The organism is Pseudoalteromonas obscura, assembly GCF_030135505.1.
Classification (GTDB): Bacteria; Pseudomonadota; Gammaproteobacteria; order Enterobacterales; family Alteromonadaceae; genus Pseudoalteromonas; species Pseudoalteromonas obscura.
On record NZ_JASJUT010000004.1, the window covers coordinates 146,014 to 170,910 of the forward strand.

The 24,897-nt window shown below is 43.4% G+C and carries 24 protein-coding genes; 13 read left to right on the forward strand and 11 right to left on the reverse strand.

What is annotated here, in order from left to right; translation table 11 throughout:
- Nucleotides 1-6 precede the first annotated feature (6 nt).
- The gene (locus QNM18_RS12020) at nt 7-702 is read right to left on the reverse strand and encodes a VC0807 family protein (protein WP_023399642.1); all 696 of its coding nucleotides are present in this window, start codon (nt 700-702) and stop codon (nt 7-9) included.
- A 206-nt stretch (nt 703-908) separates the two neighbouring features.
- On the opposite strand from QNM18_RS12020, the gene QNM18_RS12025 reads away from it, so the two are divergent.
- The 3 genes from QNM18_RS12025 to sdhD all read left to right on the forward strand — a co-directional run bounded on the left by QNM18_RS12025 (nt 909) and on the right by sdhD (nt 2,115).
- Nucleotides 909-1,157 carry a hypothetical protein gene (locus QNM18_RS12025; RefSeq protein WP_211011343.1) on the forward strand — a complete coding sequence of 83 codons (249 nt, stop codon included), beginning with the start codon at nt 909-911 and terminating at the stop codon, nt 1,155-1,157.
- A gap of 245 nt (nt 1,158-1,402) precedes the next feature.
- Nucleotides 1,403-1,783, forward strand: a complete 381-nt coding sequence (gene sdhC, locus QNM18_RS12030; protein WP_211011342.1) for a succinate dehydrogenase, cytochrome b556 subunit — start codon at nt 1,403-1,405, stop codon at nt 1,781-1,783.
- On the forward strand, nt 1,774-2,115 hold the full coding sequence (gene sdhD, locus QNM18_RS12035) for a succinate dehydrogenase, hydrophobic membrane anchor protein (RefSeq protein ID WP_211011341.1): 342 nt from the start codon (nt 1,774-1,776) through the stop codon (nt 2,113-2,115). Before sdhC ends, sdhD begins: the two co-directional genes overlap by 10 nt.
- Before the next feature lie 513 nt (nt 2,116-2,628).
- Here the strand turns inward: sdhD and QNM18_RS12040 are convergent.
- Both QNM18_RS12040 and chrA read right to left on the reverse strand, forming a co-directional pair.
- The gene (locus tag QNM18_RS12040; protein WP_211011340.1) at nt 2,629-2,784 is read right to left on the reverse strand and encodes a hypothetical protein; all 156 of its coding nucleotides are present in this window, start codon (nt 2,782-2,784) and stop codon (nt 2,629-2,631) included.
- Nucleotides 2,785-2,929: 145 nt separating this feature from the next.
- Nucleotides 2,930-4,075, reverse strand: coding sequence for a chromate efflux transporter (gene chrA, locus QNM18_RS12045; RefSeq protein WP_284137361.1), 1,146 nt, complete (start codon nt 4,073-4,075; stop codon nt 2,930-2,932).
- A 113-nt stretch (nt 4,076-4,188) separates the two neighbouring features.
- Between chrA and QNM18_RS12050 the strand changes: the two genes are divergently transcribed.
- Nucleotides 4,189-5,109, forward strand: coding sequence for a LysR family transcriptional regulator (locus QNM18_RS12050; protein ID WP_284137362.1), 921 nt, complete (start codon nt 4,189-4,191; stop codon nt 5,107-5,109).
- 40 nt (nt 5,110-5,149) lie between these two features.
- Here QNM18_RS12050 and QNM18_RS12055 read toward each other — a convergent pair whose 3' ends face one another.
- Nucleotides 5,150-5,917: a spondin domain-containing protein gene (locus QNM18_RS12055; protein ID WP_284137363.1), complete on the reverse strand. Its 768-nt coding sequence runs from the start codon at nt 5,915-5,917 to the stop codon at nt 5,150-5,152.
- A 96-nt stretch (nt 5,918-6,013) separates the two neighbouring features.
- Complete coding sequence (locus tag QNM18_RS12060; RefSeq protein ID WP_284137364.1) at nt 6,014-6,946, reverse strand: LysR family transcriptional regulator; 933 nt, start codon at nt 6,944-6,946, stop codon at nt 6,014-6,016.
- A 113-nt stretch (nt 6,947-7,059) separates the two neighbouring features.
- Here QNM18_RS12060 and QNM18_RS12065 point away from each other — a divergent pair, with 113 nt between their 5' ends.
- The 3 genes from QNM18_RS12065 to nth all read left to right on the forward strand — a co-directional run bounded on the left by QNM18_RS12065 (nt 7,060) and on the right by nth (nt 9,001).
- Complete coding sequence (locus QNM18_RS12065) at nt 7,060-7,278, forward strand: hypothetical protein (protein WP_284137365.1); 219 nt, start codon at nt 7,060-7,062, stop codon at nt 7,276-7,278.
- 3 nt (nt 7,279-7,281) lie between these two features.
- Nucleotides 7,282-8,211: a sodium-dependent bicarbonate transport family permease gene (locus QNM18_RS12070; protein WP_284137366.1), complete on the forward strand. Its 930-nt coding sequence runs from the start codon at nt 7,282-7,284 to the stop codon at nt 8,209-8,211.
- Between the two features lie 121 nt (nt 8,212-8,332).
- Nucleotides 8,333-9,001 carry an endonuclease III gene (gene nth / locus QNM18_RS12075; RefSeq protein ID WP_211011333.1) on the forward strand — a complete coding sequence of 223 codons (669 nt, stop codon included), beginning with the start codon at nt 8,333-8,335 and terminating at the stop codon, nt 8,999-9,001.
- A 190-nt stretch (nt 9,002-9,191) separates the two neighbouring features.
- On the opposite strand, the gene QNM18_RS12080 is transcribed toward nth, so the two are convergent.
- Together QNM18_RS12080 and QNM18_RS12085 are read right to left on the reverse strand one after the other, a co-directional pair.
- Nucleotides 9,192-9,884, reverse strand: coding sequence for a tellurite resistance TerB family protein (locus tag QNM18_RS12080; RefSeq protein WP_211011331.1), 693 nt, complete (start codon nt 9,882-9,884; stop codon nt 9,192-9,194).
- 236 nt (nt 9,885-10,120) lie between these two features.
- A complete protein-coding gene (locus QNM18_RS12085) occupies nt 10,121-10,351 on the reverse strand; it encodes a helix-turn-helix domain-containing protein (RefSeq protein WP_284137367.1) in 231 nt (76 codons plus the stop codon).
- A 279-nt stretch (nt 10,352-10,630) separates the two neighbouring features.
- Between QNM18_RS12085 and QNM18_RS12090 the strand changes: the two genes are divergently transcribed.
- Nucleotides 10,631-11,200 carry a hypothetical protein gene (locus tag QNM18_RS12090; RefSeq protein ID WP_211011327.1) on the forward strand — a complete coding sequence of 190 codons (570 nt, stop codon included), beginning with the start codon at nt 10,631-10,633 and terminating at the stop codon, nt 11,198-11,200.
- A gap of 61 nt (nt 11,201-11,261) precedes the next feature.
- On the opposite strand, the gene QNM18_RS12095 is transcribed toward QNM18_RS12090, so the two are convergent.
- Nucleotides 11,262-11,657: an ExbD/TolR family protein gene (locus QNM18_RS12095; protein ID WP_211011325.1), complete on the reverse strand. Its 396-nt coding sequence runs from the start codon at nt 11,655-11,657 to the stop codon at nt 11,262-11,264.
- A 237-nt stretch (nt 11,658-11,894) separates the two neighbouring features.
- Between QNM18_RS12095 and QNM18_RS12100 the strand changes: the two genes are divergently transcribed.
- From QNM18_RS12100 to QNM18_RS12115, 4 genes are read left to right on the forward strand one after another with little or no spacing between them, the layout of a single operon-like run.
- Nucleotides 11,895-13,016, forward strand: coding sequence for a porin (locus QNM18_RS12100; RefSeq protein WP_284137368.1), 1,122 nt, complete (start codon nt 11,895-11,897; stop codon nt 13,014-13,016).
- Between the two features lie 16 nt (nt 13,017-13,032).
- Nucleotides 13,033-15,270, forward strand: a complete 2,238-nt coding sequence (locus QNM18_RS12105; RefSeq protein ID WP_284137369.1) for a PDC sensor domain-containing protein — start codon at nt 13,033-13,035, stop codon at nt 15,268-15,270.
- 41 nt (nt 15,271-15,311) lie between these two features.
- Nucleotides 15,312-17,252 carry an SLC13 family permease gene (locus QNM18_RS12110; protein WP_284137370.1) on the forward strand — a complete coding sequence of 647 codons (1,941 nt, stop codon included), beginning with the start codon at nt 15,312-15,314 and terminating at the stop codon, nt 17,250-17,252.
- 15 nt (nt 17,253-17,267) lie between these two features.
- Nucleotides 17,268-18,356 (forward strand): ABC transporter substrate-binding protein, encoded by a 1,089-nt coding sequence (locus QNM18_RS12115; protein ID WP_211011321.1) that lies wholly within the window; start codon nt 17,268-17,270, stop codon nt 18,354-18,356.
- Here QNM18_RS12115 and QNM18_RS12120 read toward each other — a convergent pair whose 3' ends face one another.
- Nucleotides 18,357-18,791, reverse strand: a complete 435-nt coding sequence (locus tag QNM18_RS12120; protein ID WP_284137371.1) for a hypothetical protein — start codon at nt 18,789-18,791, stop codon at nt 18,357-18,359.
- 170 nt (nt 18,792-18,961) lie between these two features.
- Here QNM18_RS12120 and QNM18_RS12125 point away from each other — a divergent pair, with 170 nt between their 5' ends.
- On the forward strand, nt 18,962-20,329 hold the full coding sequence (locus QNM18_RS12125) for a serine hydrolase domain-containing protein (RefSeq protein ID WP_284137372.1): 1,368 nt from the start codon (nt 18,962-18,964) through the stop codon (nt 20,327-20,329).
- A 46-nt stretch (nt 20,330-20,375) separates the two neighbouring features.
- Here the strand turns inward: QNM18_RS12125 and QNM18_RS12130 are convergent, their stop codons facing one another.
- Nucleotides 20,376-22,562 (reverse strand): DUF6359 domain-containing protein, encoded by a 2,187-nt coding sequence (locus tag QNM18_RS12130; RefSeq protein ID WP_284137373.1) that lies wholly within the window; start codon nt 22,560-22,562, stop codon nt 20,376-20,378.
- A 105-nt stretch (nt 22,563-22,667) separates the two neighbouring features.
- Nucleotides 22,668-24,707, reverse strand: a complete 2,040-nt coding sequence (locus tag QNM18_RS12135) for a bifunctional 2',3'-cyclic-nucleotide 2'-phosphodiesterase/3'-nucleotidase (RefSeq protein WP_284137374.1) — start codon at nt 24,705-24,707, stop codon at nt 22,668-22,670.
- Nucleotides 24,708-24,897 lie beyond the last annotated feature (190 nt).

Here is a 24,897-nt window from a genome sequence, read left to right on the forward strand (position 1 = left end):
ATTGCGTTATTGTTCAATAAACATCTCTTCCATTTTTAACCCTGTGAGCTTTTTCAGCGAGTTAATTAGGTAATACAACGCCACAAAAAAGATCACCATAGTGGGCAATACAATAACCGGATAGCTCAATGCTGTCATACGGCCTAATTCATTATTATATGCTTCGGTGCCTGCCGGGCTAACGACAATCATTTTTGCCAGCACATAATTTAGTACGGATGACAAGAAAAAAGACCCTGCAAGGATATTAGACGCAACAATTTGCACTTTGGGTAACTTGTCTAAATTGCCTTTTTCTTTTAGTGCAGAATCAATTTTTGGAATGTCCATGACGTTCTCATTAAACAGCATGGTTTTAAGCAACGGGTACTTGGTATACTGACTGACCACAATTGCAACCCCTATCACTCCGGGGATCAAGGCTTCTTTAATGGCAATATACTTGGCGTCTAACTCGAGTAAGCTAATCCCGCCTGTCAATAAAACTGAGACAATACCAAGGGCGGAAATAAAGTTAAATTTACCCGTTTTTTGGCGTTCCCAAAGGCCAAATCCAACAGGGAATGCCAGTGCGACTACGACTCCAAGAGAAGGCCCCAAGTGCTCTTCTCCAGAAAAGCGCGTCAAAATAATCACTGGAAGAATAATATTAAAAAGCATCTGGCTAAAGAAGCCAGAGGGTTTGTTGTCAGGTTCAGCCATTGATACCTCAAAAAAATAAATGCATTAATGACCAAGAGTGTACGGCAAGAGGGGGCTGTGCGGCAATCCCTATACGTCATTGTTGCAATATTGTAGAGCACGTAGCTGGCAATAGGATTGCGAGATATAATAGAGCCATTAATGTTTATTTTGAGCTCAGTTCATCTCAAAATAGAGTGAAATAAGTCTGTAGAGAGTTAAAAACCATGATCAACGATCAAGAAGAAATCAGCAGTTTAGCTGAATTAGAAGCATTTTTACTGCTAGTGGAAAACGGCGGATTAGGCCTTGAAAACGTGGCGGGAATTGCACTGGCAACCCACAATAGCAATGGTCGTCCATTCGTCGCAGTACTTGACGACAAACATCAACTGCTACTAGGGCGCTGGGTTACCCAAGACGTATTTGAGAACGGTAAAGAGTTGGTGCGTACTGGACCGAAAAAAACACATTGATGGCCTCTGTGAGGATAGACATCTATCCTCAGTAACTCACGAAGCCCTGTTTATGTGTGTTGTCTCACTCCTGTTATGGCTATCATACTAGTTATAATCAACATTATATGAATCCAGCATACACACGTTAATTAGCCCTCAGCTCTTCATAGCACTCTCATCTTTGAAAGATAAAATCTCATCATGTTTGTAACTAGTAATGATTTGCGTTAGCATTTGTGTACATTTGCACTTGGGTATTTAATATGAAAAGAGAACGGCCTACGAATCTGGCAATTCAGACAATGGCGTTACCTATCACGGCGTACGCGTCAATTTTACACCGTGTCAGCGGCGTAATTGTTTGGGCGGCATTGGTTGTTTTATTGCCACTGCTTATCTTCGCAATTCAATCGACGCATAACTTTAGTACATTGACTTCTTTGTTTACCGAAAACTTTTTGATCCAGTTTATTGTTTGGGGTCTGTTGACTGCTTTGGGCTATTACTGCTTGGGTACTATTAAGCATATTGTACAAGAGTTTGGCTACTTCGAGGAACTTGCCAGCGGTTGCATGATTTCTCGGGTTGCTATTGGTCTGGGGATCGTATTGAGTATCGTAATTGGAGTTTGGATATGGTTATAACAGGAGTTGCACGCTCGGGAACAAAACAGTGGGTATTACAGCGTATTGGCAATGCATTGATCGTCGCATACAGCATTATGTTACTTGTATTGCTGTTCAGTGCGCCTGTTACTGATCATCAGAGTTTACGTGATTTTCTTGCGCCAACTTGGTTCAAAGTGGTGTCTACACTGTGTGTGAGTATTTTTGCTTTGAATGGCATGCTTGCCGGGTGGCAAATTGCAGGTGATTACGTTAAAGGCGCTGCTGCAAACAAGGTATTTAACGCACTGTGTGTTGTATTAAGTTTAACAACCATTGCGGCGGTGATTAAACTGCTTTGGTTATCCTGATTGAGTTAACCAGCTTTGTTAGTGCTCTTCTTCTAAGGAGAAGAGCAAGTCTAGCCCAGGCAATAACACACTTACAGCCAGTAGAGCAGCGCATAGCGCCCAAGCATAGTTCAATTCAGTATGCGTCTTTATCAGCCAAGAAACGCTGCTACTTAGCCAAAAAACATTGATCAGCATAATACTAAAATTGGGTCTTAGTAGCTTTGTACAATATTTACAAGTCAGCGGCTCACGATTCAGCAAAGCAATACGTTCAGTTAGTTTAAGTGGTTTATTGCAGCATGGGCAGGTTCGAGTAGCAAAATCTTTAAACATACGCGTAGACTTGAATGATAATTGTTATCATTCAAGTCTACGCGTATTGTGGAGTAATTAAAAGCCCAATGTGAAACTAATTGTGAAGTAAAAAGGTCGCTTTTGTATGTGTCAGTAGGAGGGGAGATTGTGGTTGGTTTTGACTGCGTTAAAACGGGTAAGTAGCGAAGGTGTATTTCCTTCGCTATGCTGATGGCGTTATGCCGCAGTACCTGGGCAGGCAAAAGCGAGTTTGGTTGGCAAAGGCATATCACCTTGTCTACCACCTGCAATGATTGCTGTGGTATGTGGTGAAATCGCCTTGCTATGTTGAGACAAATTCTTAAGTTGCTTTTTATTAATTTTTGTTTTCATAAAATATTCCTTATTTATGTTGTTATTTGAATCAAATATACAATTCCATGTTTGTAATTGAATTGCAAGCCTTTTTAGGCCTTTAAGTACAATAAAAAGTAGCTGAAAATACGAATGAAGACATCCATGTCTACTGCTTGATTAGTTAGACAAGCCCAGTCACGATACCGGCCAATATAAAAGTTAATACCAACCAAATGATGGGGAGCTTGAGTTGTTTCAGTAAGAAGAAGCCCACTAGGACTAGCGCAATATCATAAGCGGTGAAGACCGCGCTGATAAACACAGGCTGGTATAAAGCGGCTATTAACAGTCCCACCACGGCAGCATTAACGCCGATGAGAGCGCCTGCTACACGCGGCTTTTGAGCGAGTGTTTGCCAGTTTTTTAGCACCGCTAACAGCAGTAAAAAGCCAGGTAAAAACACGGCGAATGTTGCAATAAGAGAACCTGCAATCGGGTTGCTTGGTAGTAGTTCATAGCCAATATATGTTGCAAAGGTAAACATTGGGCCGGGTACAGCTTGTGCGGCGGCATAGCCAGTTAAAAAGCTATCTTGACTGAGTTGATCACCTACGATGTTTTGCAATAGAGGCAGAACAACATGACCACCACCAAATACTAAGCTGCCTGCTTGATAAAAATCATTAAACAGGGCGACCGAGGGCATGAGCTGGGCGGCAAAAGGCAGACCAATCAACAGCGCTACGAATAAGAAAAGCGGGGGGTAACTCGGTTTAAAAGCTTGGCTTGTTGGTTTGGGCTGCGTCTGTTTCAAGTAACGTGAACCGATCATAGCTGCAAGTAGTAAGATCCCTATTTGCATTATGATGCTTGGTGCGATGAGTAACATCGTTGCTGTTAAAATACACAAACCAACGGTAAGGGTGCTTTTGCAAAAGTTTTTGTACATACCCCATGCTGCGTCGGCCACTACGACTACAGCAAGCAACTTCAAGCCATGTACAATGCTCTGAAAGAGGTCGTTTTGGGTGATTTGGCTGGCAACCACAGCTAAACCAATCATGATCAATATCGACGGCAGTGTGAACCCTAAAAAGGCAGCCAAAGCGCCGGGCAAGCCTCCTCGTTTATAACCAAGAGCAAAGCCAACTTGGCTTGACCCCGGACCTGGTAAAAATTGGCTGAGAGCAACTATTTGGCCGTACTCTTGATCATCGAGCCATTTGAGTTTTTCAACAAAGGTTTGTCTAAAGTAACCAATATGCGCAGCGGGTCCGCCAAAGCTAACCCAGCCAAGCAAGAAAAAAAGTTTAAATATGGTAAACATGTCGAGTGCTTTTTTGGATGCGAGTTTGATTCATGCCATTAGGTTAAAAAATGCATTATAATTAATCAAATTAATAGTATTGATTATTTCTATGAATTATATGGGATGAATGAGTGAGTTTTAGTGACGTACAGTGGCGTAACGTAGATCTAAATTTATTGGTGGCCTTTGCGTATTTATATCGTTACCAAAGTGTGAGTGTTGCGGCCCAAAAAAGTTGTGTGAGTCAGTCAGCAATGAGTCATAGCCTGTCACGATTACGCTCGCTGTTTAATGATGTGCTATTTGAACGGCAAGGACATAAAATGGTGGCCACTGAGCATGCCCACCTTTTAGCGCCTACAATTACCAAACTACTGGATTGTGTAAGTAGTGACCTTTTGACGAGCGCGCCATTTAATCCGGCAGAGTATACGGGGGTGTGCCGTATCGGGCTAACCGATTATGCGGAGTTTATCTTTGCTCCGGCGATTTTTGATGCCATCCGTAAGCAGGCGCCAATGGCACAAATTAGCTTTATCAATGTGAATCGAAGTAATTACGTTGCTTTGGCAGAACAAGAGAAATTGGATATTGTTATCGGCAGTATCGCTCAACCGGATCCAGCCTTTTGCGCTCATCATCTCTACACCGAACGTCACGTATGTATCGCAGATCCAAGGTATGTTGCATGTGAAGAAAAACTGTCAGCAGCGGAGTTTGCACAGGTTGAACACGCCTTGGTCAGTCCCGATGGACATTTGACAACGGGTGTTGACGACACGTTAAAAGCGGCAGGACTCACGCGTAGAGTTGGTGTAGCTACACGCAACTTTATGACTATCCAGAGTTTATTACAAGGCCGAAAATTACTTGCCATAGTGCCTAAAAAAATGGCTGATATCGCTTTTAAAAACAGTCAATTACATCATTTTGAACCCCCCGTTTTGGTGCCCGATTTCGCGATTGCGATGTTGTGGTTTAACCGCAAAGAGGGGGATGACAAAAATGTGTGGCTCAGAGCCTTATTGCATGACTTGCTAGCAAGCGTATAAATTATAGCCACTGTTTATTAACCGTGGCCATCACATGATCCTACTGCATTAAGGTTATCTTGATAAATCCAATATTTTCTCCACTTGTAAAGTGAACGCCATTTGTAAAGTCTGTGTCAGCGCGTTCACTGCTGAGTAAAGTGATGGTAGCTTGTGGATCTGTGGGCGAATCAGCGGCGCTAAATGTCGTGCCACTGTCACTGCCTGCATCGTACACTTTAAGTTGGATAGTTTGTTCATCTACCCACTGGTTATCATTAAAAAGTAACAGGCTATCGATGCCAATAAACCAATCAGGGCTTGGGGCAACCATAGAAACCACACTCAGATAAGGGAAAGATTGGCTTGCTTCAAATGTCATTGAAACACTTTTGCTGTTACCGGAAATACCCGCTTCATCAATTAAGTAACTCGAGTTACCGAGGTTTTGTATATCGCTTATTTCATTTTTGAGCAGCGTCTTTGAGCCGGTTTCAGCCATGCTAGCAATCCCTGCGCTCGCAGAGGTTTCACGCTGAAAAATCCGCCCTTGTTCATTGTGCGTGAGACCGATAACAGGTGAAAAGTGAGTACCGTTAGGGTAGTTTGTCGGGAAGTTGCTTCGCTCCCAAGTACGAGTAAATGTCAGTTCATAAGTCACTGTATTGGCAGGTGCTGGAGTTGTGGTTGTTGTGGAGCCAGTGGATGTATTCGTGGTAGGCGCTGTGGTTGCGGCTGCTGAGTTTGTTGGAGACGAAGAAGAACTGCCGCCGCAAGCAGTTAAGCCCATAACTATGCACAGTGTTGCCAATTTGAGTGGATTTATCATAATAGAGCCCTCAAGCGAATTAAAGTTGCCAGTCACACAGACCTTAATAACAGCAGTTATATTTCATGTTCGGTGTGCTTTTTTTGTACAGGCTCACTAAATCCTGATCGCATTTTGCATAATGGATCTGCCTTCGGTTTCAACATAAGTGAGGAACACACTGGCAATAGGAGAGAGTGCTTTTCGCTTGGTCCAAGAAAAAGACCATTTGGAGCGAATGGGTAACGACTCGACATTGACCACATTGACATCATGTATCTCGCCAAATGCAAGGGTATGCGACGAGAGTATGGAAACCCCGAGACGTGACAGCACGGAGTGGATAATGGCCTCATTACTGGCTATGGTCATTTTGATATTGGGTGTAACCTCCTTGTTTTTGAAAAAAGCTTCGGTAGCAAAGCGGGTCCCAGAGCCTGACTCTCGGATCAAGAAATCTTCTTGGCAAAACGCCTCTAATGATACGCATTCTTGTTGGCTAAAAGGGTGAGAAGCAGGTGCAATGGCAACCAGATCATTGGACATAAATTCAATCACCTCCAAATCTAACCCTTCTGGTAAATGGCTAAACACATAAAAGTCATCCAATCCTTGCTCAAGACGCTCTATTACTTGTTGTCTGTTAGCAACAGTAAACTGAATATCGATATCTGGATAGCGCTCGCAAAATGGCCCAAGCAAATGGGGGATAAAGTATTTCGCCGTGCTTGCACTGGACAACCTGAGTGTGCCCGCTTTGAGCCCGCGTAAATTGGCAAGGTGCATGTCTAACTCTTCGCAACTTTGCAATATTTTCTTTGCCGTAGAGACCGTTGCCAAACCAGCATCGGTAAATTTCAGCTGTTTTCCTACTTGTTGATACAGAGGGAGGCCGATGGCTTCGGCTAGTTTTTTAAGCTGCATTGAAACTGTTGGTTGGGTTAAATACAGCTTTTCGGATGCCGCTTTAACAGTGCCTCCTTCATGCAAAGCTAGCAGAATTTCGAGTTGTCTAAAGGTGCCGATGTGGGCATGTAATCTGGAAGCCATATATCCTACTTAATTATCAAGTTAGACTTTTGTCTATGATTGTCATAGTAACTATCTATTTTTATCTATGTTTTGACTTTTGTAAAATCTTCAAAAATACAGAGGAGAGAGTTATGGCATTTAAAAGTTTGGTGTTATCCCTTATAACAAGCTTAAGTCTGTTGGCGTTTTCTTATTTGAGCAACCTACTCGGACATGGTGGTACAGGTTTTATTTTATTGGCCGTCATTCTCTTTACGCTGTCAGTTTTTAGCGTGTTAAAACCTTCACCTAACAAAGCTCAAAAATCGCAAAGTACTGCTCAATCATCTTGTTTAGCAGAGGCTAAGTAACCCATGATAGACGCGGTTGTTGCTTTTTTTATACTGGGTATTCTAGCCCAGCTATTGGGTGCAAAACTCTCATTTCCAGATGGTCTGTATAAGACATTAAGCCTTTTTTTGATGGTGGCTATTGGCCTAAAAGGCGGAATAGCATTGCAGCAACATATTGACCCTGCACTGCTGACGATGTCCCTTGCAGTGGTGGCATTTGGATTATTATTGCCATTGGTGGCGTACCCGCTATTACGTTATTTTGGTCAACTAGATAAGATCAACGCTGGTGCGATTGCTGCGCACTATGGTTCGGTCAGCGTAGCAACTTATGCTGTCGCGGTGGCGCTTTTGGAAGCTGCTAACATTGCCTATGAAGCCTATTTCCCACTGTTTGTGGTGTTGCTCGAAATGCCTGCAATTGTGGTTGGTTTAGTACTTGCTAAAGGGAGTTTAAAAGTTATCAACCGCACGTTTGTGAAAAAAGAGCTGATCGCCAACCAGAGCATTCTAATAATGGTAGGGAGCTTAATTATCGGTTTCGTCGGTGGTGAGAGCGTACAAAAACTCACACCTTTTTTTGTCGAGCTATTTTCTGGCGTCTTGGCACTATTCTTATTGAAGATGGGCCTAGTTGCAGGTGAGCAACTGGGCACATTAAAAAAGAACAGTATATTTTTAATTAGCTTCGCGATTTTAATGCCAATGTTAGGTGGCTTAGCTGGGACAGGCCTTGGCGTGATTTTAGGGCTCAGTGCCGGTGGACTTGCACTAATGGCTGTGCTTGGCGCGAGTGCCTCTTATATCGCGGTGCCAGCTGCAATGAAAGAGAGCTTACCAGAGGCCAATGCCGGAATGTCTATTACAGCGTCACTGGGGATCACTTTTCCGTTCAATGTGCTACTTGGTGTGCCTTTTTTCATTGCTTTAGGGCAATACCTCGGTGCTTAGGCTTAGCCAAATGAGTAGTGAAGACGCAAAATCGAGAAAATGATGTTTTATGCTGACGCAGCTTTGGCGTCAATGTAAATTAAGCGCATTGCAATGTGAAAAGTAACCTAGGCCAGTAAGCGTGTCTGAAAAAAATCTATTAAAAGCTGAGCGTGTAGCATATATCTTGGCAGAGCTCCAAGCTCGCTACCCCGAGCCTCCAATTCCCCTTGATCACAAAGATCCGTATACGTTATTGGTTGCGGTTTTATTATCGGCGCAATGTACCGATGAACGTGTCAATCAAGTAACACCCGCACTGTGGCAGTTGGCTGATAATCCGTTTGATATGGCAAAGCAGTCGGTTGAGGATATAAAAGCCATTATCCGCCCATGTGGTTTATCACCACAAAAATCCAAAGCAATTAAAAAATTGTCAGAAATTTTAGTTGCTGATTATGACGGGGTTGTGCCTGAAGATATGGATGCACTGGAAACTCTACCCGGCGTTGGGCACAAAACCGCGGGTGTTGTGATGTCGCAGGCATTTGGTGTGCCCGCTTTTCCTGTTGATACCCACATTCACCGTTTAGCACAGCGCTGGGGTTTAACCAGTGGTAAAAACGTGGCACAGACTGAAAAAGACCTTAAGCGATTATTCGCAAAAGAGCATTGGAATGATCTGCATCTACAATTTATTTATTATGGTCGCGAGTTTTGTACTGCTAGGGGGTGTGATGGCACAGTATGCCCTATGTGCACGACCTGTTACCCAAACCGTAAAAAGCCCAAAGTGGTTAAAAAGCCTTAAGTGCGGTGTTGCAGGTTGTAAAAGGCTATTCCTTCCGCGTTTATAGTGGCATTACCCGAGTTTATCAGCTCAGTTTTAACTAATTTAGTGAGGGTAAGCCATCCACACTGAGGCGTGCTCTTTTGTGTACTTTGTTGAGCAAATATAAGTTTGAAAGAGTCACGCCTGCTTAGCTAATTATTGCTTCCCACTACAGCGTATCGAGTTGCTGATGAATGCTATTGACCAGCTCGCGAGGCAGGCAAAGTTGATTGGCTAGCGCTTGCAAATATTGTAAAGAGACCGTCTGTGTAAGGTCAATGGCGCTTGCGCTGGCTGCGTAGACTTCGATACCCGTTTGTGCATTTGGCACCGCTGACACCAATTCGCTAAGGCCCATTGGCGCTCTTAACTCGTCAAACAACATGGCTTTTTCTTGTACGCTTAAGGTCATGGTTTCTACTTGGGCAAATATCTTTTGCCGTTCAGTTTCATCGATATGGCCGTCGGCATATGCGGCTGCAATCATTGCCCGCATGAGCAACAGTTGCCCTGAACCCGTATCATCTTCGACAACTTGTTCGAAGCTTTGTTCGGGCATACTTGCGGGCTGAAAGTCAAACGTACGATGAGAGTGTGAACGTTTTGCCATTGCCTGTTCATATGCTTGGCTGTCGCGGTGCTGTGATGCCGATTGACTTTGTTCGCTGTACTGTTTGTATGCTTTCCATGCGAGCCCACCGACCGCTGCTAAGGCACCATATTTCACCGCTTTTTTGCCGGTTTTTTTACTTTTTTTACCACTTAATAAGCTGCTGACTCCGCCTCCGGCGACGCCACCTAAAAAGCCGTTCAGTGCACCGGATTTATTCAAGCCACTGACTAACTTTTGTAATTCTTTCATCGCGTTCTCCATTTGCTTTTACTGTTTTAGAGTAGGGGAAAGCACTGTCATTGAAAATAGCAAATTTGTTACAAATCGATTCAGCAATACGACGCTTGTGTTCAAGGGGTCTTTAAATTCATTATGCGTTTTTAGTCGCTGTTTTCCAACGAATACAGACCTAAAACAGGAGCGCATTCACGTTTTGACTCTGACTGGCACTAGAACTGCTTTATTTTGCAGTTAATCGTTGTAGTTTAAATGGGTTGATCGCTCAATAAATCTTTTACTGGGATTTGATAGAAGCGAGCCAGTTCTCGTGCCGTGCGATGGTATACTTTGCAGCCGCATTCAGCGCGCTTGAGGGTTGCAATGGAAACACAGAGTGCTTTCTCTTGGCATGCACATGCGAGTTTTTCCTGACTTAACCCCATGTCACGGCGTAGTTGTTTTAGCATTTTACAATCCAGTTTTACCCTGCCATCCATAATCTGACTCCTTGAAAAAGGGATGTTAAGACTAGCAACGCACGGTGATTTACGCCAATAACAGAGGTTAAGTTGGGTGTGCGAATTAGTGTACAAAGATGTCAAAAATGCTGCACAAATTTACGGCGCTAAATCTGATACCAAAGTGATACTAAAGTGATACTAAAGTGATACTAAAGTGATACCAACAGGCCGTCCAATTGCGCCTAGACTTGTCGCAACTTAATCAACTCCGAGGTATGGAGTACCCCTTTCTTAATGACATAAAAGGATAAGACAATGTCTGAAGCAAATCGTATTTTAGGTGGTTTTGGTCCAATCGTATTGGCGCAGGATTTTGACAAAGAATACATCAATGCATTTGAACACATTAATAAGCGTGAAGGTGTGGATATTAAGCCTTTAGCTGGGCAATCTCAGGTTGTAAATGGCACTAACTATGCGTTTTATTGCTTTGTGTCACCAGTTGTGGCACCAAACGTACCTAAAGTGAACCGCCTTGAGCTGATTGTAGTTAATCAACAAGGTGAACATTTTACTCAACTATCAGATCGCGTATTCAGTGAGCCTGTATTAGTGCCGCCTATTGGTTCGTTTGATTCAGTTGCCTTACGTGATGACTTCAGTGAAGCGGAGCTGCGTGCCGCGCAACAGATCGAATCACTGGAAGGTGTTAATTATATGATTCTGGCTGCACAGCAACAGGTTGTTGCAGGTCTTAACTTTGCGTTTTATTCAGTTGTTATCCCGGTAACACCAAATGCACAGGCTTTCTTCGCGCGGATTGATGCACACCGTGATTTTGATGGTAAGTTAGTTAACACCCAGCTTCATCATATTAACCCATAGTCTTGGCCGCCATGGTGTAATGTGATGCGACACCATGGCTTCTTCCCTTCGCCTTTCTTTATTAGCTACCCAAAGCAACGGGTGCATCGGTTTGTGACTTGATCGCATTTAACACCGTAACCAGCGTGTTGTGCTCGCTCATGGCGTGTGCTTTTAAACTAATTGAAGTTATCTCACCTTGGGCTGCCAATCGTGCAATGTTTACCGCGATGGCGTCAGGGTCTACCTGTTTTTGATTCAAGAAAATACGGTTTCGCTGATCAATGCTAAATTGGGGGGTTAAAGTTTGCGAGAGCGCAACATTTGCCTTATTTGGCCTATCAAGATCAAGGACATGTGCTTTTTGAAAGCTGGCTGTCACAATAAAAAAGATCAGCAGAATGAAAACGATATCGAGCATAGGGTTCATATCAACATCAGTGTTCGAGGGCGCAGCGGTGTGGTTTTTATGCTTCATCTAGTTCACCTTTTTTCTGAGGAATGTGTGTTTATATGTATAACGTTGGGCGCAGAAAAAAGGGGTGATGAATGGGCCCATTTTTTGTAAAAAGTGTGTATTTGGGTGTTTTGCTTGGCTTTTATCATTAATGAGTGAATCGTAATATTCGCGCTATTTAACCTTCAGAGCCCCAATTATTGTGCGCTCAACATAAAGATACTGGATGTGTTTATAGCAACCAATCTGAGTATCAAAATGAAACTAAGCTCTCTATTTCCACTCTGCGCATCTGGATGTTTGTTGGTGCCATCACTGACTCATGCGACGACTTCGTCACTTCAGGCTAAAAATGACCATGCTCCTCAAGTATATGGCCGTGCTCGTTTGTCCTTTAATACAGTCGATTTAGGAGAACAAAGTACGACTGAGGATACCCGCCGACAGTTTATTGCGACGCACGGTTCTAGGTTAGGCGTGAAAGGTAAGCAAAGGGTCGATGAGCAATGGCAAGGGCTATATAAAATTGAGTTTGGTGTTAAGGCGTCAGGCGATGAAGACAGTGAATTTTGGTCGCTGCGCAATACCTATGTAGGGTTAAAGCACCGTGATATTGGGCGGTTCCGAATTGGTAAAATTGATACTGCTTATAAATCAATGACAGGCAAGCTCGATATATTTTCAGGCACTGTGGCAGATTACAATCAAGTCATTGGTGCAGCCAGCGGTGAAAAAGCGTCAAAGCTCTTTAATGTACGGGCCAAGCAAATTGTTGTCTATGACAGAGCCCTGATCAAAGATTTATCCATATCAGCTAGTTACTCACAAAATCAGCTGGCAACTGAGGACGTTGAAGTCGGTGAGCGAGACAATGTATCGTTTGCACTGCGTCATAATAAAGGTGCTTTTACGTTTGTCACAGGGTATGAGCGGCAGCGCTTCGCGGATGCAGCGCTATCTGGCAAAAAAGTTGCGCTGCAATATCGACTGCAAAAGGGCAAATTTAGCTGGATGTATGAAACCATCTCGGATTCTCGCCTTGCCTCAAGTTATTCCCGAGATGCGTTTTTATTCAATGCTCAGTGGCAACACGATCATTTCACCTACCAAGCACAATTGTGGCGAGCGAAAGAAAGTGACGCTGGCAACGATGGGGCAAAAGGTGCGAGCATCGGGGTTATATATCGCTTCTCCAAGCAGTTAAGCACGTCGCTTATTTACTCTGCAATCAATAATGACACTCATGGCCGCTATGGTTTTAATGCTGGAGTTAGTCCCACAGTGACACCTGCCAAGTCTAATATCCTAAGCGATGGGACCGAACAGGGGGCAGATCTTGCCATTGTGTCACTGGGCCTAAATTATCACTTTGGCTATTGAGCAGGTGTAACAACGTATGCTTGATTATTTGATCCGATGCAATCGCTATGTTGGACTGTTGTTACTGATCTTGCTTATTTATTTGGTCCCTCAGTACTTCCAAAATAAAACGCACGTGTTTGAACAAAAAAACACTTTGGCGTATGAAGAGACCCTCTATGCTGCAAAGCATATTGAGCGACAGATTGCGTACCTTATCGAGGTCGGCGACACCATAAAATCTCAATTAAGTGATGAGGATTTTAGCCAGCATGATATGAGTTTAGCGTTAGATACAAAAGTTAAACGCATATTGACTCATACATTGCAGAGCAACAAACACCGTCAAGAAGGGCAGATCTTCGCAGTGGGTGTGTCGCTGGATAAACAGATATTCAATACGCCGGGTGCAATTGCTAGTGATCAGTATGAATTGAAATCTTGGTATGCATTTCAGTCTAATAATCAAATCCAAATTAAACCCAAAAACTATGATTACACGCAAATAGGCAGCAAAAAAACTCAGTGGTACACCAAAGCCGTAGAGCAGGGGCGCGCAATTTGGCAAGAGCCAAAATTCAGCAGCACCAGTGGTGCATACATTATCGGCTACTCTATCCCATTTTTTACCGATGCGAGTCGCTCTCAAGTTGCGGGTGTGATCTCTCTCAATTACTCCCTAACCGAGCTTAAATCCATTATGCGCGCGCGGCACTTTTGGAAAACTGGATATGGCTTTGTGGTGTCTGAGCAGGGCAATCTGATTTATCACCCAAATGAACAGCTGGCCAAACAAGAAGTGGTGCTAACCAATGGTGGAGTGAGTCAGTATGCCAGTAAAAAAGATGTGATTTTAGCGTGTTATCTGCGCGGTGGGGCGTGTTTTACAGAGCGATTAATGCAGCGAGATGCACAAGCAAAAACATTTCAATTGCAAAGTGGCAAAGCAAAAGTGTTCTCTAAACTTATTGCTCACACCAACTGGCAATTGCATGTGGTGTTTATGACCAATGAACTTGGGTATAACGCCAAAGAGTTACATCGCATGTACGTTAACTTGGTATTGGTTTCAACACTATTTGCGATCAACTGCATCATTGGTCTGTATTTTAAAACTAGACATCGAATCACAACACCGAGCTGGTTGCCATCTAGTTGGTTGTTTGTCGGGGCGATTTCCATGAGTTTTATGGTGGGCCTAGCACTGATCGCTAAAGAGGCAAGTGTCCATTTATACGAGCACCAGAGCGACTCTCTTAAGCTCACCGATGAACAAGATGTATCAAAAGCGCGGGCGAGATACCTGAGATACAGTGACCAAATAAAGCAGCACCCAGCCCAATTTGTGAAAACAGGTATATTGGTGCGCTCTATTGAATACCAAAACCTCAATGAGCTGGTGATCAGTGGGTACATTTGGCAAAAGTATGATCTTGATGGTCTTATTGAAGATAAGCAAAAGGGGGTGGTGTTTGCCGATGCCGTAGATGGCAAGTTATTTTATCGCTTCGGTGAGCATCATTATCGGGACATAACACATAACACCGAAACCCTTGGTTGGTATTTTAAAGTCGTCTTGCCATTGGCAATTGACCACAGTTATTACCCATTTGACAGCGGTACAGTTTCATTGCGCTTAAAGCACCTCAACATGGCGAATAACATTGTTTTGGAGCCTGATTTAAATGCTTACCCCTTGGTTTACCACTCTGCTAAACCAGGCCTCAACACCGTTGCTAAATTGACGGGGTGGGATATCGCAAATAGTTACTTCAGTTTGCGCAAAAGCAATTATGAAACGGACTTTGGTATAAGCAATTACATTGATAGATATAACCTCGCTGAGTTGTACTTTAATGTGTCTATCAAGCGCGCCTTTATCAACCCTCTGATCACCCACGTTGCGCCGATGATGATGGTGTTTGTCATTTTATTTTTGCTATTGATTTTATCTACTGCAAATCAGAGCCAAGCGGATGTGTTTGGATTCAATCCCATGGCGGTGATCACAGGCTCCTCAGCTTTGATGTTTTCAACCATGCTGTGGCATAGCACACTCAGAGGCGAATTAAACGATGCGGGGATCAACTATTACGAGAGTTACTATTTTCTCGCCTATTTAGCCTTAGCGCTAGTCACCATTAACAGTGTGTTGTTGTCACGTACAGAGCGCATGTATTTCATCCACCACAAAGATAACTTATTACCCAGACTGTTTTATTGGCCCTTTTTAAGCTGTGCCTTGTTTTTTATTACCTATTTGAAACTAGGTTGATTTCAATTCGATTTAAGTAGCGACAAGCTCGGAACCATATTATGAATGAACAATTATTAGCAAATAAACACAGTGCGCTTGACGGCGCCCACTCAGATGGGGAGGCAAGTCGTGATTTACCTGTATTACAGCGAGATATTGAGCGCCTTAGCCAAACAGAAGAGTTTGACGACTGGAGCCGACAACAGCTCGCGAGATTACTGCCTTATATACAAAAGTATCAAGTCGCCCCCGGTGAAAAGCTTTTTCAACATGGGGAGTCGGCTGAGCAATATTATGTACTGCTAACTGGCAGTGTGCAGCTGACGAGCTCCACTGGGGAATGTCAAACCTTGAGTGAGGGGGTGATAGGCAAAGAGGCGCTACTTGGCGTGAATGGCTACCTCAGTGAGGTCGTTGTTTTAGAGTCTTCGATATTTTTGGCCATTCCCAGTGATAAAGCGCATGAAATTGCGCCTGAGCACACAGCCTCTAAGGACATGTTTCGCAAAGTGTTGCTAGAGCAAGTGCACACGCCTGCGGCGCTGGATGCACAGCAAGAGCTGATAGAAGTCCCCGAGGTTGATACTCAATACAAAGACTGGTTCAAGGCCTTGGGTTGGCTTTTGGTTGTACTGACCCCCGCTTGCATCTTGTATTTTGGAGAACAAGGAGGTGATGCACTGCTTAATTGGCGACAAAAGCAGTTTATTGCTGCATTCAGCGTGACTTTAATTATGTGGGTATTTCAGCTCATCCCTATGTACGCTGCCGGTTTGTTTACACTCATTATTTGCTTAAGCTTGGGCGTGGTGCCCAGCGAGGTTGCGTTGTCGGGCTATGCATCGGGGAGTTTTTTTATGGCGTTGAGCATATTTGGGTTGGGCTCTGTGCTGGTCGCATCAGGCGCTACCTACCGCGTAGTATTATGGATTTTACAACGCTGCCCAAACTCGACCTTCAGTTACAATTTTAGTTTGTTGCTTTTAGGGGTTTTCTTGACGCCTATGATCCCAAGCTCCAATGGCAGAGTGGGGCTATTGTCACCCATGCTAGTAGATATGAGTAAAAGTCTAGGGTTCAAAAATGGCAGTGCGGCAGCAACGCGTTTAAGTCTCTCTATGTTTGCTGGCGTGAGTATTTTTTCAGCCATTTTTATGACCAGTAAATCACTAAATTTATTGGTGTTTAGTTTACTGCCTGTACAGCGTCGAGAAGAGTTTCAATGGATGAATTGGTTTACGGCCGCATCCGTAGCTGGTTTGGTAATGTTGACGCTATTTTTGGTGTGCTCGCATTTTATGTTTAGACATAGTGAAAAACCCAAAATATCGAAGCAAGACATAAAAGATCAACTGGCTATGCTAGGCCCAATAACAAGTTTAGAGTGGTTTGCCTTGTGCGGCGTATTGTTTTTTCTATTGGCCGTAGTCACAGCTTCATTTCATAAAATCCAGCTATCATGGGTGAGTTTAACGGTATTATTTGTTTTTTTAGCTCTGGGTATGATCAGCAACAAGCAAATTAAAAATGACATTGATTGGCGCTTTTTGATTTTGCTTGGCTCTATGATTGGCATGGTGCATATTCTCAACTATACGCAAATTGATATGTTGCTCAGTGAGCGACTCAATCTTGTTGGCGTATTTATGGCTCAGGACTTTGAGTTTTTTGTACTGATATTAATCGGTATTGTTTTTGCACTGCGCTTATTCTTACCGATAAATGCTGCCGGTATGCTCACTGCGGCTATTTTTATACCTTTGGCAGAATCACATGGTATTGATCCTTGGGTGGTGGCATTTATCATTCTCATGCTCGCAGAGTGCTGGCTTTTTCCCTATCAAGCCTCCTATTTTGTGATGTTTCAGGGGGTCGTTCAAAAAAAAGCAAAACTCTACAATCATGCCTCTTTTCTTAAATTTAATGCGTTGTCGGTGCTGTTTCGCATCGCGGCTATCTATTGCACATTGCCGTTTTTTCGCTGGTTAAACATGTTATAAGATAAGGAGCTCATCATGGTTAATCACTTAAATCGATTGATCCCGTTATTATTTATATTTGGGTTTATTGCTTACACCCTTATTGCGGTACAAAACAAACCCAGAGTGCTGGTTCTGCACAGTTACCACATTGGTTATTCTTGGACTGATAGGGTTAATATCGGGATAGCCCAAGTCCTAAAAGATGAGGCATTTTCGGTACGATATCATTATATGGATACCAAGCGTCATTCTGGCAGCGGGTTTAAATCGCGCGCGGGCACACGTGCTCAGAAACTGATTGACAGCTGGGAGCCGCATGTGATCATCGCAGTTGATGACAACGCGCAAAAATATGTGACTAAACACTATTTAAATCACCCCAAGATAAACGTGGTATTTTCTGGCGTAAACGCCAAACCTGAGGCTTATGGTTTTGATCAAGCAGATAATGTAACGGGGATTTTAGAGCGACGGCCACTGCCGATTGTCAAAGAAAGTATCTTAAAAATATTTTTTCCCGATAGCATAAATATCGCCGATTCTGATCCGGTAGATGTGGTTTTCATCACCGATAACTCGACAACTAGTAAGTTAAATATCGAGTTGATCAAGCAATATACTTGGGCGCCAGAAATTAACCTAGATATCATCAAAGTTTGTAGTTACAAACAATGGCAAGAAGCGGTGCTGTTGGCCAATCAGCAATCTGATTTAATTTTATTAAATGGCTACAAAACACTGGTTCCAGACAAAGATGCCGAAGGGAAAGATCCATGTAATAGCAAAGGGAAAGATCGTGTAGCAGTTAAAGAAGTGATCAGGTGGACACAGGAAAGCACCGCTAATGTGCCTGTACTTGGGTTTTCTTCTTCCTATGTCAATGATGGAGGGCAAATTGCTTTTAGTGCATCACCAGTTGAGCAGGGCCATGTTGCCAGCGAAATGGCCATTCAAATTATTCATGGAAAGCGCCCCAGTGAGTTGCCGATAGAAAGTGCGAAGCAGTTTACCTTCTATATGCGTGAGTCACTGTTTGAACGTTACCCAGATATTGAAATTCCTTTTGTATATAAAGCCTTGGCAAGGGCGACGGGCAATTACTATGAGAGTGATAAAAAGTAACTAGGAGGGGGCGCGCGAGTCTTTTAGGCGCTCCAACACATTAATAGCATTGAGGTAATGCTCTTTGGAAGTGGGGGAATGTCCCCCCAGTGAAGCTGATATTTGAAACGTATATTTCATATCATTGAGCATGTCATGTTTTTTCAGTGGTGTCTCGTTCATAGATGAGGGGGCCATTAAGATCATCATTTGGGTGGTATTAATAAAGCCAGCATCGAATAAATCTCGTGACATAGCGCCTGCTTCTACATCTGAGATATTGTGCACATCATATTTGTTGGCAATGGATTGCCATTTAGTATCCGCAATTCTGCCATTTTCGCTTATATGTACCTGCTGTACATCGGTCGCATTGGTCAGGTCGAACCTTGTTGGTTTCGCTGTTGCAGTGTTTGAATAGTTATAAGGGGAGTATGTTACGCTGTTTACATTCATCTTTTGCGTGTCCTTTGCGTATTGTGAGTGTAAACAAATAAGCAGGCTTAATGCCAGAATGTCCAGACAGTTTTATATACTTTGTAACAACAAAGAACACTTTTTCGACAACAAAAGGAGAGCCTAGATGGTTGAATAATGGGCGTATACCAAACCACAAGGAAATTGAGATGAAACCTTCTTTAATTGTTACTGTAATAGCTACGACCTTATCATTGGGTGCCGCCGATGCGGCGGCTAGTGATTCAAAAACTTATAAAAAGGAATATCGTAAAGTACTGCGCAGTGAACTTAGCCACAGTGAACCCGGGGCTGCTGCTTTGATCAGTAAAGACGGTGACGTGATTTTTAAAAAAGCCATTGGCCGTGCCAACTTAGAGTTGAATGTACCCCTAAAAGCCAAAAGTGTTTTTAAAATTGGCTCAATCACCAAGCAGTTTACCGCCGCGGCGATTATGATTTTGCAAGAGCGTGGGAAGTTGTCTGTAACGGATGATATTCATAAATATGTGCCCAACTTCCCTACTGATGGTCATGTGGTCACTATCGAGCACTTATTAACGCATACGTCGGGTATTGCCAATTACACCGAAGACAGAGAGTTGATGCTAAAAGAAGCAACCGCTCCAGCAACCTTGGACGAGATACTTACAAGGGTTGCTCAGCACCCGATGAAATTTCAGCCCGGTGATGGTATGGCCTACTCAAATACAGGGTATCTATTGCTTGGCAAGATCATAGAAGTGGCTAGCGGACAGTCTTATGCGGAGTTTATAGATGAGCATATCTTTCAAAAACTAGATATGAAAAATAGCCACTATGCCGGGCGCAAAGTCATCAAAAATCACGTGTCAGGCTATGATGCTACATCAAATGGTTATATCACTCCTGTCCATGTTGACACGAGTTGGCCTCATGCAGCTGGTGCGCTTTCTTCCAATGTTTTTGACTTAAATACTTGGTTTTATGCGCTTGCAAATGAACAATTAATCAGTGAGCAAAGCTACCAGCAAATGCTGGCACCAGTGACTTTAAATGATGGTCGCATTTCGAATTATGGATATGGCATTGCTGTGACCACATTGGGCGATTACCAAGTGATCACACACAATGGCGGGATCAATGGCTTTGTTTCAGATGCGCTATATGTGCCTGAAGAGGCACTTTATGTTGCTGTGTTGTCAAACAACACCAATATTTCTCCACTTGTCCTTAGCCAGCGCTTGGCAGCAAAAGCGTTAGATATAAATATTCCGAGTTTTAAAGAAGTGTCTCTCTCTGATGAACAACTTCGTGCGTTTGCGGGTGAATACCGCCTACAAAATGGGGCTGTCTATACGGTCGCTTATTATCAAGGTGATTTGTATTTCTTACAAGAGGGCTGGGGGTATCAAGAGTTATATGCGATGTCGCCAAATAGCTTCTTTTTTGAGGACAGTAATATCTACCTCACTTTCACCCAAAATAGCGATGGTCAGGCGATATTGAATCAATACGTGAATTTTTCATCGACACCCATTCAAGCAATAAAACAATAACCTAAAAGGTTCGGGCCAATATGGCCTGAACCTCTTCGCTATATGATTAATTTAGCAGTGTTAATTTGCTCACACTGCGCACACCTGGGTGGCTCATATAATCATTTTTAATGCCTTCGACTCTCAGTCGTTTGCCAATTAACTCAGGGTTGAGCAAAGGGCTGTAGGTATCGCGCTGTGAAGACTCAAGCTTAATATAAAGCTTGTTACCAGCATTGTTTGAGTCCGTCAGTTCAAGCGCATATTTATTGTTAATTGCTGCTGTGATAGTGCCTGATACAACCACAGGTTGACCATTGTTCATTGCTAACACATCAGAGACGCTTAGATCGCTGCCGTGATCTGGGTTGCCGCTATTATCATCTGAAGTCAGTGTAATACTTGAAACTTGGCGTACACCAGGCTGACTCATGTAGCTGTCACGCACCCCTTTGATCACTAAAGTTGCATTGAGTACATCAGGGTTCAATACAGGACTAAACTGCGCGCGCTGGCTGCTTTCTAATTTGATATTGATGGTAAAGCTTGGGTCATTAATGTCTTCTAAAATCAATGCATAAATATTATTTAAAGCAGACTTTACGCGACCCGTTAACTCGATAGACTCACCTTGTGCAGTGGCCAATGCTTGTTCAACTGACATGTATGAAGGCGCTATTTGCAATTCAGTGACATAGCGAATGCCTGGTTCACCCATATAGCTGTTGCGCTTTCCTGTCACAATAATATTTTGATTTAAAATTGCAGGGTTTAGCTGTGGGTTAAAGTCGGCTCTTTGGTTGCTTTCCAGCTTAACAAAAATGTGTGTTGCGGGATTGTTGAGGTCGCTTAGTTGCAATCCGTAAATACCATTGATCGCAGCAGTAACCTTACCGATCACGACTAGAGGTGTATTCTGCTGTGCCGCTAACGCATCGCTGACAGATACAGCATTACCCGGTGTTGGGTTTGGATCCGGGTCAGGATCAGGATTTGTTTGACCGTCTCCATATGGGGCATTAAACGAATTGTTTTTGTAGGTATCTGTGTCCCATGGATTAAAACCGCTAGCTGGCGTGCCCCACGGTTGACCATTGTTGGGATCTGACATTTCTTGAGATGCCATGGGGGTCGGTGTAGCAAACCCGCTGGCATGGCCATTTTGACCATCGAAGTATTGGTAACTTTCAGGGGATGCAAGCCAGTTTATGATATTAACAGCGAGTACAGAAGCATGACCGGGATCTGTCCAACCAGGATAAGTTTTTTTAGTGTTGCCGTTATCTTGGCGACGGTATTTTGGTGTCGCATCTTCTATCGGGGATGAATCACCGATGAAAGCGGCTTTACCGGCACCAGATTTGGCGATAGCAACGTAGGGGCCTTCAGCTTTTCCGCCAAAATATAGTCCGTCATCTTTGGCATGTCGCCATTTGACTGGTGTATCGGATTCTGAGAAGTAAACCAGTCCCTTGGCTTTTTGTGGGTCAACAATTGCGAGGGTTGCGCCAGCGGCCATCAAGATCGGGTCAACACCTTGTGTGATCCCTTCAGTTTGAGCACTAGGCTCTACACCACTCACACCTTGCTTGTAGTCAACACCATTAAAGCGGAATCGGATCCCAAAGTTTTCAACTAGCCATCCTGCATGAGCCGATTTTGGATTGCGCCAGTCGCCATATGCGCCACCCATGTTGTATTTACTCAGATCTGAGCGGTTGTAGCCGTTGAATACTTCGGTCGCGTCCCAAGTATTTAAATTGCGATCCGCATCATAGTGATCGGCAACGAAAAATATGCCTTTGCCACTGGCGACATATTGCTCAAGCGCAGCTTGCTCAGCCAATGTGAATGGTCTATTCGTTTCTGCTAGTACAAATACATCGGCGTCTTTGATTGCATCAAAGGTAATGATGGCTTCATTTGTTTGTGCGCCATTAGTACGATCATCGTAAAAGCGGATACGGCCATCATTGTTTAGGTCAACACCGCGGTATTCTTTGACGGTATAACCTTGTTGAACAAGTGCGTCTGCAAAGTCCGAAAAAGCGCCGTCAATGACCCAGTCAGCATTGCCTTCAACGCCACCATGAGATACGTCAAAATAAACGGTCTTGCCGTTATTATTGGCTGCACTAGGTACTTTAACTGGCGCTGTGTTATTCCAGTCGTAGGCTGCGGCGGTTGTAAAGGTTGAATGGGCAAGTAAACCCGCACTGAGCAAGACTGATAAAGTCAGTTTATTTACAGTCATTTTTCAATTCCCGTTGGTTTGGTTTATTGTTGCAGCCAACTTCCTAAATAGCTGCAAAGGAGGTGAGGTGCACTCTTTTGTGCACCCCGTATGGGTATTTGGGTGTTATTGGTTGTTAAGTTGAGATAAGTTCAGCTGATACAGTGCAAAGCCAGCTTCATTGGTTTTATCAAGCGGCTGAATATGATTGAATTGTTCACTGTATGTTTTAGCGTGTTCACTGTTTGACGTAGTGAACTGAATTTGTGCGTTTTCAATGGCAGTAAATGACCAGTTCATATCGGCAGAAGGATCTAAACCTTTTCCTTCATTAGCTCCGCTTTTGTGGGTGATATAATTGGCAACAACTTGGCGGTTTTCATCAGGTGATGGGTTGATGATTTTATCAGCGCTGATGCCCGGGAAGTTACCACCACCAGAAGCGCGATAGTTATTGGTGACAACTAAAAAAGCTTGTTCGTCGGAAATGGGCTTCCCTTGATATGAAAGCGCTTTGATACGCTGGCCATCAGATACTTTTTCGCCTTTGCTGTTGTAACGCTTGGGTTGAGTGATATCTATTTGGTAAGTGACGCCGTCAATAACATCGAAATTATATGAAGGGAAGTCATCATTGATCAATGACTGCATTTCCATTGAATCAGGGTCAATTTGATTAAACTGCCCAGCCGACATTTCTAGCCACTCTTTTACTTCGGCGCCATTTAACTTCAAGATTGTTAATGTATTTGGGTAGATATATAAATCAGCAACGTTACGGTAAGCAATATCACCAGCAGCGATATAGGTATAGTCGTCGGCACCACCACGTCCAGCTCTAAATGGTGCGCCGGCAGAAAGAATTGGTAGTCCATCATACTCTGAGTTTTGCATTTTCTCTTGCGCATACCAGGTCTGTGCATCGGTCACGATTTGGATGGAAGGGTCATCGTTGACGAGGGCAAAAAAGCTATTTACTTGATTGGTGATTTTTGCAAAAGGTTCATTTACCCAAGTGCGAGTTTCTTCGTGGTCATGGTGCACAGCAGCTTCAATATCGGCATCGTTGTCAGCCAAAGAGGTGACGTTTCTATCTGCATCTTGTTCATATATCGGCATGAGTGTCGATTGCGATCCTGTTACAGCCCAGCCGTCAGCTTGATAGGTGAGAGTTACATCGATAATACCGAGGTGATTGCCCCAAAAGCCAGGCATAACGGCGGCCACGCCATTAACCGTTCCTTTTTTGGTGTCAATTCCTTTGTCTTCCATGCCTTCATAGCGTGGGCCTGGGAAATTGGTATGAGAATGACCAAACATGATGGCATCAATACCGGAAACTTTAGACAGGTGGTAGCTGGCGTTTTCTTGTTTTTCAGTATGTGCGGAGGTATCGATCCCTGAGTGTGGAATGGCAATGATGATATCCGCGCCTTTTGACTTCATCTCTGGCACGTATTTGTTCGCCATCGCGACGATGTCTTTGGCAATGACTTTACCTTCAAGGTTAGCCTTATCCCATTGCATGATTTGCGGAGGCACAAATCCGATATAACCGACTTTGATGGTATGAGTATTACCATCTGTATCTACAAATGCTTTGTCTTGAATAAGATAGGGAGAGAACAGAGGCTCATCATTGCTATCATCATCGTCTCCATCGTATTTAAAGACATTGGCAGAAATATAGGGGAAATTTGCGTCATCAATGGCTTCTTGTAAAAACTCTAAACCGAAATTAAATTCATGGTTACCAATATTGGCAACGTCATAGTCCAAGGTGTTCATCGCTTTATAAACAGGGTGAACTTCACCGTCTTGCAGGGTTTTTATTTTAGCTATGTAGTCACCTAAGGGACTACCTTGGATGAGATCGCCATTGTCGACAAGTACTGAGTTTTGCGCTTCGTTTCTTGCTTTATGGATTAAGGCTGCGGTTTTTACTAGGCCGACTTTGTTGTCTTGCGCATCTGTAAAATAGTTAAAATTAAGCACATTGGCATGTAGATCTGTGGTTTCCATCAGACGCAACTCGATAGCTGTGCCAATCACCACTTCTTGATTTGGGACTTTGGCTTTAACTTCGTTGTCATCTGAATCAAAACAACCCGTTAATAAGGTGGTTGTGCTACATAACAGCGCCAATGGCAGTAATTTTGTTTTCATAATCCTTTCTCATTTATCGGTTTTAGTGACGCTACTATAGAGAGCAAAAAAGACAAATAAGCTAAGAAAAAGTGGCAAGTTGGTTCCAAAAATATGACAAAAATATTGAGTGGAAGAATCGTGTTCGGTTTGTTCTGAAATACTTTTACCTCATTAATTTATATGAAATTATTTATTTTTAGGCTGGGTG

Excerpts from the sequence above, each read along its gene's own strand:
- QNM18_RS12020 (WP_023399642.1), bottom strand. The coding sequence starts at position 702 with ATGGCTGAACCTGACAACAAACCCTCTGGCTTCTTTAGCCAGATGCTT.
- QNM18_RS12025 (WP_211011343.1), top strand. The coding sequence starts at position 909 with ATGATCAACGATCAAGAAGAAATCAGCAGTTTAGCTGAATTAGAAGCA.
- sdhC (WP_211011342.1), top strand. The coding sequence starts at position 1,403 with ATGAAAAGAGAACGGCCTACGAATCTGGCAATTCAGACAATGGCGTTA.
- sdhD (WP_211011341.1), top strand. The coding sequence starts at position 1,774 with ATGGTTATAACAGGAGTTGCACGCTCGGGAACAAAACAGTGGGTATTA.
- QNM18_RS12040 (WP_211011340.1), bottom strand. The coding sequence starts at position 2,784 with ATGAAAACAAAAATTAATAAAAAGCAACTTAAGAATTTGTCTCAACAT.
- chrA (WP_284137361.1), bottom strand. The coding sequence starts at position 4,075 with ATGTTTACCATATTTAAACTTTTTTTCTTGCTTGGCTGGGTTAGCTTT.
- QNM18_RS12055 (WP_284137363.1), bottom strand. The coding sequence starts at position 5,917 with ATGATAAATCCACTCAAATTGGCAACACTGTGCATAGTTATGGGCTTA.
- QNM18_RS12060 (WP_284137364.1), bottom strand. The coding sequence starts at position 6,946 with ATGGCTTCCAGATTACATGCCCACATCGGCACCTTTAGACAACTCGAA.
- QNM18_RS12065 (WP_284137365.1), top strand. The coding sequence starts at position 7,060 with ATGGCATTTAAAAGTTTGGTGTTATCCCTTATAACAAGCTTAAGTCTG.
- QNM18_RS12070 (WP_284137366.1), top strand. The coding sequence starts at position 7,282 with ATGATAGACGCGGTTGTTGCTTTTTTTATACTGGGTATTCTAGCCCAG.
- QNM18_RS12080 (WP_211011331.1), bottom strand. The coding sequence starts at position 9,884 with ATGAAAGAATTACAAAAGTTAGTCAGTGGCTTGAATAAATCCGGTGCA.
- QNM18_RS12085 (WP_284137367.1), bottom strand. The coding sequence starts at position 10,351 with ATGGATGGCAGGGTAAAACTGGATTGTAAAATGCTAAAACAACTACGC.
- QNM18_RS12090 (WP_211011327.1), top strand. The coding sequence starts at position 10,631 with ATGTCTGAAGCAAATCGTATTTTAGGTGGTTTTGGTCCAATCGTATTG.
- QNM18_RS12095 (WP_211011325.1), bottom strand. The coding sequence starts at position 11,657 with ATGAAGCATAAAAACCACACCGCTGCGCCCTCGAACACTGATGTTGAT.
- QNM18_RS12100 (WP_284137368.1), top strand. The coding sequence starts at position 11,895 with ATGAAACTAAGCTCTCTATTTCCACTCTGCGCATCTGGATGTTTGTTG.
- QNM18_RS12105 (WP_284137369.1), top strand. The coding sequence starts at position 13,033 with ATGCTTGATTATTTGATCCGATGCAATCGCTATGTTGGACTGTTGTTA.
- QNM18_RS12110 (WP_284137370.1), top strand. The coding sequence starts at position 15,312 with ATGAATGAACAATTATTAGCAAATAAACACAGTGCGCTTGACGGCGCC.
- QNM18_RS12115 (WP_211011321.1), top strand. The coding sequence starts at position 17,268 with ATGGTTAATCACTTAAATCGATTGATCCCGTTATTATTTATATTTGGG.
- QNM18_RS12120 (WP_284137371.1), bottom strand. The coding sequence starts at position 18,791 with ATGAATGTAAACAGCGTAACATACTCCCCTTATAACTATTCAAACACT.
- QNM18_RS12125 (WP_284137372.1), top strand. The coding sequence starts at position 18,962 with ATGAAACCTTCTTTAATTGTTACTGTAATAGCTACGACCTTATCATTG.
- QNM18_RS12130 (WP_284137373.1), bottom strand. The coding sequence starts at position 22,562 with ATGACTGTAAATAAACTGACTTTATCAGTCTTGCTCAGTGCGGGTTTA.
- QNM18_RS12135 (WP_284137374.1), bottom strand. The coding sequence starts at position 24,707 with ATGAAAACAAAATTACTGCCATTGGCGCTGTTATGTAGCACAACCACC.